This is a genomic window from Spirosoma spitsbergense DSM 19989, from assembly GCF_000374085.1.
Classification (GTDB): Bacteria; Bacteroidota; Bacteroidia; order Cytophagales; family Spirosomataceae; genus Spirosoma; species Spirosoma spitsbergense.
In genome coordinates this window covers 1-13,309 of the sequence record NZ_KB893428.1, presented here as the reverse complement: position 1 = coordinate 13,309, position 13,309 = coordinate 1, and the positions used below count along the sequence as shown (strand labels likewise).

Annotated in this window: 14 protein-coding genes; 5 read left to right on the top strand and 9 right to left on the bottom strand. The window is 48.0% G+C overall.

Translation table 11 applies throughout. The features are described from left to right. Window positions 1-40: 40 nt before the first annotated feature. Window positions 41-2,440: an ABC transporter permease gene (locus B157_RS0106395; protein ID WP_020601840.1), complete on the bottom strand. Its 2,400-nt coding sequence runs from the start codon at window positions 2,438-2,440 to the stop codon at window positions 41-43. Window positions 2,441-3,004: 564 nt separating this feature from the next. Here B157_RS0106395 and B157_RS0106390 point away from each other — a divergent pair. Both B157_RS0106390 and B157_RS0106385 read left to right on the top strand, forming a co-directional pair. Beyond that, window positions 3,005-3,280, top strand: coding sequence for a hypothetical protein (locus B157_RS0106390; RefSeq protein WP_020601831.1), 276 nt, complete (start codon window positions 3,005-3,007; stop codon window positions 3,278-3,280). A 227-nt stretch (window positions 3,281-3,507) separates the two neighbouring features. Further along, the gene (locus B157_RS0106385; protein ID WP_020602535.1) at window positions 3,508-4,320 is read left to right on the top strand and encodes a class I SAM-dependent methyltransferase; all 813 of its coding nucleotides are present in this window, start codon (window positions 3,508-3,510) and stop codon (window positions 4,318-4,320) included. Window positions 4,321-4,532: 212 nt separating this feature from the next. Here the strand turns inward: B157_RS0106385 and B157_RS0106380 are convergent, their stop codons facing one another. From B157_RS0106380 to B157_RS0106360, 6 genes are all read right to left on the bottom strand, one after another. Continuing rightward, window positions 4,533-4,880, bottom strand: coding sequence for a hypothetical protein (locus B157_RS0106380; RefSeq protein WP_020602534.1), 348 nt, complete (start codon window positions 4,878-4,880; stop codon window positions 4,533-4,535). A 352-nt stretch (window positions 4,881-5,232) separates the two neighbouring features. Next, on the bottom strand, window positions 5,233-5,451 hold the full coding sequence (locus B157_RS34610) for an IS1 family transposase (protein ID WP_020602533.1): 219 nt from the start codon (window positions 5,449-5,451) through the stop codon (window positions 5,233-5,235). A 46-nt stretch (window positions 5,452-5,497) separates the two neighbouring features. After that, window positions 5,498-5,761, bottom strand: a complete 264-nt coding sequence (locus B157_RS40395; protein ID WP_084761767.1) for an IS1-like element transposase — start codon at window positions 5,759-5,761, stop codon at window positions 5,498-5,500. Continuing rightward, a complete protein-coding gene (locus tag B157_RS0106370) occupies window positions 5,762-6,523 on the bottom strand; it encodes a DUF4386 domain-containing protein (protein WP_020602532.1) in 762 nt (253 codons plus the stop codon). Window positions 6,524-6,540: 17 nt separating this feature from the next. Continuing rightward, window positions 6,541-7,185, bottom strand: coding sequence for a hypothetical protein (locus B157_RS0106365; protein ID WP_020602531.1), 645 nt, complete (start codon window positions 7,183-7,185; stop codon window positions 6,541-6,543). A gap of 85 nt (window positions 7,186-7,270) precedes the next feature. Further along, window positions 7,271-7,849, bottom strand: coding sequence for a Crp/Fnr family transcriptional regulator (locus B157_RS0106360; protein WP_020602530.1), 579 nt, complete (start codon window positions 7,847-7,849; stop codon window positions 7,271-7,273). Window positions 7,850-8,028: 179 nt separating this feature from the next. On the opposite strand from B157_RS0106360, the gene B157_RS34605 reads away from it, so the two are divergent. Next, window positions 8,029-8,622, top strand: coding sequence for a Crp/Fnr family transcriptional regulator (locus B157_RS34605; RefSeq protein WP_020602529.1), 594 nt, complete (start codon window positions 8,029-8,031; stop codon window positions 8,620-8,622). 81 nt (window positions 8,623-8,703) lie between these two features. After that, window positions 8,704-9,663, top strand: coding sequence for an N-acyl homoserine lactonase family protein (locus tag B157_RS0106350; protein ID WP_020602528.1), 960 nt, complete (start codon window positions 8,704-8,706; stop codon window positions 9,661-9,663). Window positions 9,664-9,888: 225 nt separating this feature from the next. Here the strand turns inward: B157_RS0106350 and B157_RS0106345 are convergent, their stop codons facing one another. Beyond that, window positions 9,889-10,341: an RES family NAD+ phosphorylase gene (locus B157_RS0106345; protein ID WP_020602527.1), complete on the bottom strand. Its 453-nt coding sequence runs from the start codon at window positions 10,339-10,341 to the stop codon at window positions 9,889-9,891. 3 nt (window positions 10,342-10,344) lie between these two features. Beyond that, window positions 10,345-10,776, bottom strand: a complete 432-nt coding sequence (locus tag B157_RS0106340) for an antitoxin Xre/MbcA/ParS toxin-binding domain-containing protein (RefSeq protein WP_020602526.1) — start codon at window positions 10,774-10,776, stop codon at window positions 10,345-10,347. A gap of 564 nt (window positions 10,777-11,340) precedes the next feature. On the opposite strand from B157_RS0106340, the gene B157_RS34600 reads away from it, so the two are divergent. Next, window positions 11,341-13,309, top strand: a 1,969-nt coding sequence (locus B157_RS34600; RefSeq protein WP_041951937.1) for a tetratricopeptide repeat-containing sensor histidine kinase, incomplete at its 3' end; no start/stop codon positions are given.

Sequence of the window (13,309 nt, the reverse complement as noted above, 5' to 3'; positions counted from 1 at the left end):
GGCAGGTGTTCTTTGAAGCCGTAACTGGCACGCTACCAGTCTATTCGTCACGTAACGCATTTACTGGATTACTCCGTGTAAGTTGCCACGTTTGAAGACCAATCAAGATGACAATGCCGATTAGGAAAATTAGGCCAATACTTATCACCGATAGCCAATTGATCGTAACGTGATAGGCAAAACCTTGTAGCCAACTTTGACCCAGCCAATATAACAGCGGAAGAGCCATCAACATTGCTAACAGCATCGTACCTATAAATTCCTGCATAAATAACCTAGCCAAACGGCTTACACTCGCTCCTAATATTTTTCGGATAGCCATCTCTTTGGCTCGTCGGACCATACTCACCGAGACTAGACCCACCACCCCAATTCCTATGATGAGCATAGCAAGTAAAATAGCTATACGGGATGCCTTCTCTAGACGAAGTTCATGCTGGTAGAGTTGTTGCACCGCTTCATCCGCAAATCCATAGTCAAAAGGATCTTGGGGCAACAACTGGCGAAATCGCTCTTCGAGCTTCGCTATCGCCTGGGGTAAATTGTCGGTTTGTAGTTTAATCGAAAAGTAGGTGAACAAATAACCACCCCCATTCACGTGACCGATGGCAGTAGGCTGAATCTTGTCTCGTAGGGAATGAAAGGCAAAGTCTTTGGTTACTCCAATAATGGTTATCGGCTTAGAGTAGCCTTGAGTGTAAACAGGACGACCAACAGCCTTTTGAGGTTCAGAAAAGCCTAAGGCCTTACTGGCTGACTCATTGAGTACGAGTTCATCATTCGATTGACCTGACAAGTAATAGCGACCTGCTAGCAAGGGAATTTGGTAGGTTTGTAAAAACGATTCATCGGCCTGAATTAGGAAAGTTGGAACCGCTTGGGTCGAATCTTTTCCAGCACCAAAGAGTGGCATTATATAGCCAGCTCCGCCTTTCAGCGTTGTAGAGGATAGGCTAACGGCTTTTACTTGAGGTAGCCGGGCCAGTTCCTGGCGGATCGTGGCCATACGGGCTACCCCCTCTTTGGTCCAATCGCGGGGCAACGAGACTAGCATTATTTCTTCTTTATCATAACCCGCCTCTTGCGTGAACAGGTAATTCAGTTGCTGAGAGACCAGCAACGCCCCCCAAAAAACGGTCAATGCCACCGTGAATTGAACCGTGATTAACAAGCGCCGAAACAGAATGCCTTGCTGGACCGAGCCAAAGCGTCCTTTGAGCGATTCGATAACTGGCCCCTGCGCTAACTTAAACGCTGGATACCAACCCGCGAAAAGGCCCATCAGTAGTGACAACAGCAATGCACTACCCGCTTTCATGGCTGAAATTTTTAGTATGGATTCCAAAGGACTATCCAATACGGTGGAAAACCAGGAACGGCTACCTTCATACAAGAGAAGCGATAAGCTAAAGGCCAGTAGGGCCAGCAGCAGGGATTCCACCAAGTATTGACCAACCAGCTGCGCTTTGCCGCTTCCCATCGCTTTGCGTACGCCTGTTTCCAGGACCCGATCTGCGGCATTGCTTAAGGCTAAATTGGCCAGATTGATTAGGGCCATCAACAATACAAATAGGGTAATGAGCGAAAGCGTATAAACAGTTTTCGAGATGATGCCTTGGTTAAAGCTGCGGTAATAATCAGTAAGCCTCGTGAGGAAAGGATGTAAGTTCTCTTGGATGGCCACTGGCGTATGCTTGGCCAACAGGTGTTGAATCGGTCGGGCTAAGTCCTGGGGTTGAACACCCGGTTGCAATTGTAGAAAAGACGTAACATTGTTCACCGCCCAATCCTCAGGATTGGATCGGCCTTTTAAGCTATTGAAGGGAATAAACAGATGAACGGGTGTATCCCAAAGGTAAGTAACCGAGTTCTTAGCCGGTTTTGCCAGCACGCCGGTGATGACAAAATCTTGCTTTTTGCCCTCATAGTTGGTTAGCTGTACTACTCGTCCAAGTACATCGGTTCGACCAAAATAGCGTAGGGCATTGGTTTCGGTAATGACCAAGGCGTTGGGGGCCGTTAGGGCGGTTGAGGCTTGGCCATACAACAACGTAAACCCAAACATAGTAAACAGTGTGGGATCACCCATTTGCGCTACTTCCCGAATAAAATGGTGGTTACCGACCGATACGGCGGTAGTAATGGCATCAAAGCGGTAGAAGTTGGCGACCAGGTTGGGGTAGTCCGTAGCTAATGCTTTGGCTAGCGGAGCCAAGGTTGCGTCTTCGTATCCCATGCCTGTTTGTGTCCACTGACTCCGCAGGATATACTGTTGGGTAGCTTGGTGGAGTTGGCCATTGACCTGCCATTGCTGCCAGACAAAATTGGTAATAAGTTCAGTAAAAGCTAGACTGACAGTCAGGCTTAGTAGGGTCAACAAGGCATAGAATTTACGTTTCCGCAACTGTCGGAACGCCAACAGCAGATCGTTCTTGAGCATACTAGTAACAATTTGGCTCAAGGTAGATAATGTGCTGCTGACGAGCCTGTTAATAATTGTTAATGGCTCTTGTGTAGCTCCCTTTACCAACTAGTTTACTCGACTAGACGATTATTGCCTAGTTATGGAGCCGACCAAAATTTAAACTAATCACGACTCAACTACCCACTTTCTTTACCTAATTTTTCGTATCGTTAAACGCCCCATTCAAGAAGCAGATACATGAACATTCCTTCGTCTCACATGGGAGCCTTATTTGAGAATTCGAAATTTTCCTAGCTTACCAACTACTACTCGAAAAGATTAACTCATTTGTCATTTTACAGCCAAGAAGGGGCGATTCTCTGCACATCCTTTTGAAAAATTGGTTGCCTTGAAAATGGTACTTTTCTTAGTCAAGTTGCAAACTCTATTCTTATGTTATGTGAAAATTCCTAGATCAACCGCCCTACACGAGCCCTGAAAATAGGGGAAAACAGACTATTGAGTCACCACCCAACAGGTGCCGAAGGAAAGTGGTAAATTTGAGACTAAAAAGTCCTCTAGGATAGGGGTAATAACGTCATGAATAAAGAGATTGAAGCCAAGAATCTAGTGCAGTTTCGCCTAACCGGAACACCTGATGGTAACCTGCTGGTGAGTTTTTACCAGTTGGATGTCTTCAATGAGCAGGCTGTTAATTGGCATATTGCCAGTCTGCTGGTGGAGAACAAGCTAGGGGCTCGTGTGCTTTACGAGGGGAATTTGTCGAATAACACGGCCTATCAAACGGCGATTAGTAATCTTTTGGAGCGGGTAAACGTGTACGTCAATTGCGTCAGGATCGAGAAAGTAAACTAACGGCCTTTCAGTATTTGGTTATCATAATGCTCACTTATACAACAAAAATTACCGTATACTAAGTAGCACGTAAATAGCATCATAGGTTTTACTTAATTGGTACTCTGTTTCTATCAATACCTTCTACATCAAAAAAAAGTCTGGTAAAAACAACTTTGCTAGACATATGCATGTAGCCCTGTTTCTCATTCAAAAATCGTTTCTAATCTTCAATTCACTATCCTAAGATGAATCCAAACAAAGCTTTATGGGAAAAAGGGGACTTCACCCAAATTGCCCAAACCATGCGGGAAAGCGGTGCAGCACTGGTCGCCCAACTTGGTATCACTGAAGGCCTAAAGGTCCTTGACCTCGGTTGTGGTGATGGGACCACGGCCATACCGGAAGCAAAACTTGGCGCTACTGTCTTAGGTGTTGATATTGCCTCAAATCTGGTTGAAGCAGGCAACGGTCGGGCAAAAGCGGAAGGGCTTACCAATTGCACTTTCCAGGAAGGGGATGCAACCGATTTGCATGACCTGAAGGATCAGAGTTTTGATCTGGTCGTGAGCATATTTGGGGCTATGTTCGCTCCAAAGCCATTTGATGTAGCCAGGGAAATGGTTCGTGTTACTCGCCCAGGTGGACGAATAGTGATGGGAAACTGGATACCGGGCGATCCTACACTAGTAGCGCAAATCTTAAAGATCAGCTCGGCGTATACACCCCCACCGCCCGAAGGTTTCATTAGTCCAATGTTATGGGGTGTAGAGAGCCATGTAATTGAACGTTTTGAACAAGCGGGTGTGGCAAAAGAAAACATAACCTTCCTTAAGGATACGTTTACCTTTAACACTTCTTATCCACCATCAGAATACGTTAACAAGTTCAAAAACTATTACGGCCCTACCATGAATGCATTTGAAGCCGCTGAGAAAAATGGTAAGGCAGTGGAATTGCAGCAGGAATTAGAGGTTTTGTTTAACAGTCAGAACAAAAGCACCGACAAGAATAAAACATCCATATCAGTTAATTTCTTACGGGTAACAATTACCCGTTGAACGTTTAATAAGATCTTTTGATGAAGGCAAACTAATTGATTCTTTACAAGAAGGCAGTTGTTAACACTTTTGCGAGTTTCTATCAATAATCCCTTAACATAAAGTGAGTTATTAAACAGGTCTCTAAAAAGTACAACGTCTGGCTTAATTCTGGAAAATAGCCGGACGTTGTACTTCTCTTCGTTACCAATCAGAGAAATACCCTTGACACATTATTGCTGTGCCTGGTAGGTCAGTAACGTTTCCAAACTACCAAAAATCTTTTGTTCGGTATCCTCTAAGTCGATAGAAATGGCCACCCGGCTTAACCCTTCATGAGTTCCGATGGGTTTAACGTCGTACATAATCGTATTTACCTCAATGATATGAATATCCTGGCGTTCTTTGACCACGCTAAATTTTTCGGAGAAGTCCAAAAAAATACGGATGATTTCAGCTTGAAAATAGACACTATCGTGTTCCGATAGCGGAGTGCGATTTAGTATAGCGTAAGGCTGATTGATGAATACGATGTCCTTCACCTTAAAAGGTATCTCCCTGGGTTTTAGGCTTAATTTCATTTAATAGACAAGTTTGAGGTGGGCCTATTTGGCCGGACACTTCACTTTTGAGAGTTTGGGTTGCTTTGCCGTTTCGTACAAAATCCGCCACTTGGGCGGCACCAAGTTTGCAACTGGTTGATTATCAAATAAATTGATCCAGAAAGTCGGCTTCATAAAATAAAAACCAGAATAGTTAGTGGACCTACTTTATGGCCCGGCCTGGATGGCCCTATTTTTTGAGTTAATTCGAGCATTTAAATTGTTAATTACCTGTGGTTCAGAAAGGTGTGACTTTTTGAACCCTTCATACGATTTTGGTGGCATACTCGCTTGAAAGGCCAAGTGACGAATTATGTACCTTTTGGCAAAACTACCCAAAGTAGGCCCACCAGGAATCCGTTATCCATCTAATTACCTCGATTTTAGCCTGCTCTAAAAGGCTAAGTAGGTGGCGAAACGTTTGGTGCGTACGTCGTCCGAAAACGAAGGCAATAATCTCACCCGTCACGGCATCCTCGACCCACCACAGCCAACGGGACTGTTTTTTCTTACCCACGTACGACCACATCTCGTCGACTTTGAGACTCATTTTCAAGCCTCTATCAACGTACAAGGGGTTAACATGAACCAATTCACTACTTTTTTTTAAACTGAGCGCTGACGGTGTGCCGGTTAACCCCTAAGACACGAGCAGTATCACGTATGCCTGCTCCGTTGAGGACCATCTGCGTAATCTGCTCTTTGACTAAGGGGTCACGGGCCTTGTGGGTGTAGGTTTGAACAAAGGTTCGGCCGCAGTCAAAGCATCGGTAGCGTTGGGTACCAGCGCGGGTAGTGCCATACCGTTTGACGTGTTGGGTTTGCCCGCAATGCTTACAGGAGACTGCTTCTAAGGCCATTCACAAAGATACCCTATTCAACGCAGTTAGGCCACTATCGACAGTTTGAATAGCAGGTCGGCCAATGAGCAGCCGGCCGCCCACAAGCAGCAGCCAAATCGACCAGGCAGTGTTGGCCATAAAGTTAATCGTAGCGTACAATTCGGCCGACGGGCCACCAAAATGCTCCAGTACACTAATAAATAATCCCACGCCAATCGGCACACCCAGCAGCGCAAACCAGCGATTGACTACTCCACTCCGCAACAGCAAAACGGCCAGTAAAATGGTCCAGGTACCCATAGCCAGAAATCCCAGATGTTCACCAATGGTCATGCCCGCAAAGCGGTTGAGGGTTTCGTACAGGAGTTCAATGGCGGGCCGCTGCGCCGGTTGCCGGGCGTACTGTTCCGCCAGAAATTGAATCACAAACACCCAGCGACTGAAACCAATGGCCTGAAATATGGCCGTTGCCAGGCCCGTTCCGATCAGGGCCTGTTGTAGTCCCGGCGATACGCCGGGTTTTAGCAGAGCCGCGCAGGCATACGAAAGGGGTATAAACAACAGCCCTGACACCATAAAGACGTAATAGGCGGGAACAATTTGATCCTGATGCTGCCGAAACAGGGTTAATCCATATGCGGCTGGCTGACGTAATACAGCAGGAAACTCGAAGTATTTTCCCAGGATAATAACGGGATAAACAACGGCGACAACTTCGGCCAGAGTGAGTAGCGTGGCTACCCGGCGGTTGTTTTTTTCGGCGATGGTTATTGGTTTCATCGTGTAGTGGGCCGGATTTAGTACGACAAAATCAGATTGAGTCCCAACTGACCGGAGCGGAACGTGACATCGCCCACACCGTCGACCGTACCCGCCCGGCCAGAGGATTCCCACTCGCCCTCGATGCTCAGGCCCGACCGTCGCCCCCGGAACGTGTAGCCTGCTCCCAGCATTACTGACTGCCCAATGGCGTATTGGTGCGTGTACTGCTTACTGTCCTCGATCTGGCGTTTGGCCGTAAACTGACCAAAGCCGAAGCTCCCCCGTCCGTACAGTCCTTTGTTGAATTGCCCGCCCGGATAGTACTTGACCGAGACCGCGAGGTTGTAATAATTGAAGAAATACTGATTGCCCGCGTCGCCGTTGGCGGGTGCGCCGAACGTACCGCGAATGCGGGAACCCAGGCCCAGCCCCCGCCAGTTTTCGGGTGCTACGTAAAACCCCATGCTCACGTTGTTGCCGGTGCGGGCGTTGAACCCGCTGCCACCGAGGGACTCCTGCAAACGTGCTTTGGTGTCGCCCCGGAGCAGGGTTTGTCCAATGCCGAGACCGATTTCGCCGTAAACGGGCAGTTTCTGCGGTTGCGCCGATACCGTTTGTGCCGCTAAAGGGCTGCTGGCCGTCAGGGCCAGGGCTAACCCGATGAGGTAAGTTTTCATCATCAACGTAGTTTAGTTGTCCATCGTTGGACGACACAAAGGTGGCCGGGCGTGGCGACCTAAAACGTTGACCTGAGTTAAGAAAACCTTACTCGTGCATGATGCGCTTGCGGATGCGGCTGAGCGATTCGGGCTTGATACCAAGGTAAGAAGCAATGTAGTGCTGCGGAATCTGGGCCATCACTTTGGGGCGTTCGGCAAACAGTTTCAGGTAGCGGTCGGTGGGCGAATCGTAGATGAACGAGAGCTGCCGTTTGTGATTGAAAGCGTACAACCGCTCGAAAAAAACCATGAACAGCCGGTAGATAATCGGGTACTGTAGGGACAATGCGTCCATGTCGGCCAGTTTAGCCTGCCACAGGGTACAATCTTCAAGGGCCTGAATATTGAGTCGGGTGGGCGTTTTTTCGCGCAGGGCTACTACGTCGCCGGTCAGCGTCGGTCCGAAGTAGAAATTGGAGGTAATCTCGTCGCCATCCTTGAGGTAATAGCCGCGAAGAATGCCCATCTGCACGAAATACACCCGTTCCACGTGGTCGCCCTCCTGCTGAAGATGCTGTCGACGGGTTAGTGTAGTCGGCTCGAAGAGGGAAAAAAGCGCGTCGGCTTCCACCTCCGTAAAAGGGCAAAAGCGTTGCAGAAACTGGTAAAAAACGGCGTTGGTCATGGCTCGGCGTTCAGATGGGTAAAGATACGCCACCACTCCATTCAATATCCGTATGCCAGTAATCCATAACAACGCTTGAATCCAGGTTTTACCTGACAGGAACAACAAACGGTCTGGCCAAAATATTTTCTATATTAACCCGTTAGCAGTACGAAAATTACTACTGACAGACACTGATTATGTCGCCATCGACCGATTCCTATAAGATTTTTCAACAGATGGTAAACCAGCTTGTCTCGCTGAACGATACTGACTGGACACGGGTAGAGGCTGCTTTTGTGGAGAAGGAGATATCACGAAAAACCGTACTGATTTCGGCGGGTATGGTTGCGCGGGAGGTGTATTTCGTGGTAGAAGGGTGTTTGCGGCTGTATTACGAAAAGGATGGTACCGACCGATCCGCTTTCTTTTTTACGGAGGGTAGCTTTGCCGGGGCCTACGACAGTTTTGTTACGCAAACCCCCAGCCCTCATTTTGTAGAAACCCTGGAACCATGCCGGGTTCTGGCTGTTTCGTTCGATACCTTACAGCGATTGTACGGGCAGGTGCCAGCCATCAATGAACTGGTGCGGAAGGTGATGGAGCATCGTTTCGTTGAGCTGCACCAGTTGTTTACGGCCTTTATTCTGGACAGTCCCGAAGAGCGGTATCAGCAATTACTGGTCCACCACCCCGATTTACTACAGCGAATTCCGCAACACCACCTGGCTACGTATCTCGGTATTACGCCTATTTCGCTGAGCCGAATCCGCAAACGGATTATGAGCCGCTGACATCGATCTTATCTTTTGTTAATGCCGGACCCTGAGGAGAGCAGTAGGTTTGTAGCGTCAAACAACTAAACGAACAACGCCATGAACCGCCGAACATTTCTCACCCAAACCGCCACCGCAGCCGCTGGCCTGACCTTACTTCCGATGGTAGCAAACGCTCAAACAACCGCTATGACCTCGCAGCCGATTACCACCGTGTCCCTGCCGGGTAATCTGAAAATTCACGCCATATCGACGGGGCAGGTAGCCGTTACGGATGCCTTTCTTCACGCCGGGAATCTCGGCTTCCTGCGCAAAGCCAATATTCTGTTCAACCGCCATTTTGCGGACTGGATGCCAATCCATGTCTGGGTTATCGAACACCCTGAAGGTATTTTCGTGATCGACACCGGCGAAAATGCAGCCATTACCAACGCCGATTACTTCAATAGTGTCGGTATGCTGAATGAGTACGTAAATACGCATGCGTTTCGGTTCGAAGTAGCGCGGGAGGAGGAGATAGACCGCCAACTGGCCCAACTGGGCATTCGCCCTTCCGACGTGCGAGCGGTAGTGTTGACGCACCTGCACATCGACCATACGGACGGCCTGCGCCACTTCCCAAAAACGCCTGTCCTGCTGAATCGCTACGAAGCTGAACGCCCGTACAATGACCTTCCCCAATTATATCCAGCCACTTTTGCCCCTACGCTTATCGACCTAAAACCAGTCCAGACAGAGTCCTTTGCGAAGGCTCACCCGCTCACCACGGCGGGTGACCTGTGGCTGGTCGAAACGCCGGGGCATAGTCACGGACATTGTTCGGTGCTGCTCCAGACCGGCCAGCAACACTACCTTTTTGCGGGCGATGTATCTTATACCCAGCAACAACTCCTGACCAACGACCTGCCCGGTGCCAACGCCAGCCTGAAGCAGTCCCAGCAAACGTACCTGACCATCCGCGACTATGCTGCAAAACACCCGCTGGTGTATTTACCCTCACACGATGGCGATGCCGCCCGGCGGCTGGCGATGGGCGAAACCCTGCCAGTGGTGCTATAAGTTGGGGCTTGGTACGCAGCCAGATAGCGGCATTTTCAGGGATTTATCGGATTTGCCAGCCACAGCAATACTTTGAAAAACGCTGTGACGGGCATCCATACAATTAGGGGTAACAGCCAGTAAAACGCCCTATTTCTGAGGCAGATACATGAAACTTGCTCCGTCTCTTTGTAGAGGATTTTAGGATACTTTTTTAATTTACTATTAAAATCCTTCTTTCAGTCCCTAAAGAAGCCGGGAATCCCAAAAATAGTCCTCAGTTCTAACCAGTTGAACATACTGACTAAAGTCTGGATGTTCGGTATTGATAATGTAATTGTACTCGTAGATAATGATCGCTGAAGGGACCTTCAGGATCAGACTTTCCTGGCTGGTGTACCAGTTGGACCCAATCGTTTGTAAAGCAGCATAACCCGCCAGGGTTCGCCAGTTGGTAGGGAGTTCTTTGAGTTGAACTGTCCGCAGTAGGTAATCATCATCGGCGATGGAGATTACCATCACCTTATAGGAGGAGGTGGGCTGAATGGCTCCCCGGTGAACTACCAGTTCCAGAGAGGATAAGGAACGCGATGCACCGGTATAAATAACTTGCTGGCCTTTCGTATTCCACCGATTCGCACTTCCTGATGAACGTAAGCTTTGCGCATGAACGTCTTTACTGATTCGAAATACTTCCATCCCCTAAACATTATCTCCGTATTCCATAGCCGTCAATCGATCATCGACAAATTTTATCCCGGTGATCGTATTTAAATAGGCATTGGGGCTCTTGTTGTCAAAATAAAAGTTGGACCGGTTCAGCCACTGGTCGAATTCTTTTACCGAGCCAAATACCTGAATGCCGTGCTTGATAAGAGCTAACAGCAGTAGGACCTGTTCCTTGACGTTTTCCTTGAAGGTCGTTGGCGGCTTTTTGTATTCGCGGAAGGTTTTAACGCTCACATTCAGCCAGTCCGAAATAATGGCATCGTTGAAATCGGTTAAGGTCTTAATGGCATTGACATGCTGCCAGTTGACCTCCCTGGTATAAAGCAAGGAAAGGATTTCGCTATCATTGATGTGGCCAGGCACATCTCTTAGTAGAAGACTTTCGGGTGATGCAGCTCGTTTCATCGGATATTGTTTTCGGCATTAGCGCAAATTTAGGCAATTTTACCTTTACCAAGAGGAATAATTTCACTTTATAAATAATTCAGCGAATCGAAATGCGTATGCTACGAATTGAGTTGGACAGATATTAAAACCAGCGTTAATATAAGACAGTGTCGCATTGCAGAATCGTACGGCACGAGCGGCCCCGATAAATCCTCATGGGATGCATTTACCGTTTCGTAGGTGATCTTCCGACGCATTCACCGCCCGGTTCGCTGTAGAACACGTCCCGATTTAACCATTAAATTAAGACTAAGACCGTATGCCCTGAGCGATATCACACTAACTCTCCCTACGCCTTCCAGTATCAACAGAGCTAAGCCTGCTGTTCATCCGTAGATCAAAAATAGACCATTAAACCTGTCTTTTACGTCCAATCCCTAACGATTAGACGGCTTATGCCCCCAATCTGAAGACATCTGCCCCGAATCTGACAGTCTTTCTGGGTAATCAGGCTGACCTTTGAGCCGACGAACCCGACTTTATTTGGTTAGCTTGCTAAATTCTCCGCTTGACCTACCCACCATGCTCCGACTTTTGCTGATTTGTGTGTTATTATCCCTCACTGATGGTGTTGCCTTTGCGCAACCCAAAGCAGGGCAAGCCCTTCTGGATTCGCTATTGGCAGAATTGCCCCGCTCTAAACCCGACACCAACCGGGTTAATCTGCTCAATGACATAGGTAATGAGTATCGTAACAGTAACCTCAACGAAGGCGTCAACTATGCTAACCAGTCCCTGGTACTGGCCCGGCGATTGACCTGGAAAAAAGGCATGGCAGCCTCCTATACTCGTTTAGGAAATAGTTACACAATCAAGTCCGATTATCCTCAGGCCCTTTCGTATTTTTTGAGTGGCTTGAAGATCGCCGAAGAACTAAAGGATAAATCCTTAATTGCTGCCATAACAGGCTATATAGGTCTCATTTATTTTAATCTGGCCGATTATCCCCGGGCTTTAGCTAACTTAGAAAAAGCCCTGAAAGGTGCTGAGGAATTGGGCGATAAAAGCGGAGTGGCACTTTGGCTGAACAATATAGGTTCCGTATACAGGGAACAAGGTGAGTATGTTAAAGCGCTGGATTACCATCAAAAATCGTTAAAACTGAATGAAGCCATAGGGATTCAAGGTCCACGTAAGGAATTAAATTTTGACAACGTGGGGCAGAGCTATCTTAACCTGGCCGATTATCCGCAAGCGCTCACCTATCTGCAAAACGGGCTGAATCTGAGCAAAGCAAATAGAAATAAAATAACATTAGTAAGGGGTTATAACAACCTCAGTAAGTTGTATTTAAAAATTGCCACTGACAGTAACGCCACTTCCTTAACGACCCTACTGAGGAGCAACAAAACCAGTACCTTACATAAAGCCAATGCCTATGCCGACAGTGCCGTCGTGCTGGCCAAAGAACGGGGCGATTTACCCTACTTATATCGAGCTTATCAAACCCGGAGTCAGATCCAGGATGCGCTGGGCCAGCCACAGACTGCTTTGGCCAGTTATCAAGATTTTATCAAAACCAAAGACCTGGTCATCAACCAGCAAAACACCAACCAGATTGCCGTCGCCACCCTTCAGTATGATTTCGATAAAAAAGAAACGGCCTTCAAATTCGAGCAACAACTCACGGCCACCCAACTCCAGAACCAGGCCAAACAACGGACGTATTTGCTAAGTGGTGTGGGGCTGTTATTGGTCTTGCTGGGCTTCATTGTGTATGGTTATACCCAAAAGCAAAAGGCCAATTCTGTCTTGCAGCGGCAAAAAGAGGAGATTAACCAGAAGAGTAACCAATTAGAACAATCCCTTGCTGAGTTGAAAGCCACACAAACCCAACTGATCCAGAAGGAAAAAATGGCCAGCTTGGGTGAGTTAACTGCCGGTATTGCCCACGAGATTCAGAACCCATTGAACTTCGTTAACAATTTCTCAGATGTGAGTGCTGAGCTGGTCACCGAACTCGAAGAGGAACAACTCAAACCCGACCGCGACACCGAACTGGAAGCCGAAATCCTGATCGATTTAAAGCAGAACCTGCAAAAGATTCACCACCACGGCGGCAGGGCCTCAGCCATCGTCAAGGGTATGCTCGAACACTCCCGCACCGGTACAGGCGAGAAACGCCCCACCGACCTCAACGCCCTAGCCGATGAATACCTTAAGATTGCTTTTCATGGGCTGCGAGCCAAAGACAAGGACTTTAACGCCGACCTGAAAACGAACTTCACACCTGATTTGTGGCGCATCGAGGTGATTCCTCAGGAGATTGGCCGGGTATTATTGAATCTGTATAACAACGCCTTTTACGCCGTGGGGGAAAAGCAGAAAATGGCCTCGACTGACTACCGGCCCAGCGTGACGGTTAGTACTGCTCGGGCTAAGGATAATGTTGAAATTCGGATTAGTGATAATGGTACGGGCATTCCAGACGTAGTGAAAGCCAAGATCTTTCAGCCTTTTTTTACTACCAAACCCACCGGCGAAGGCACAG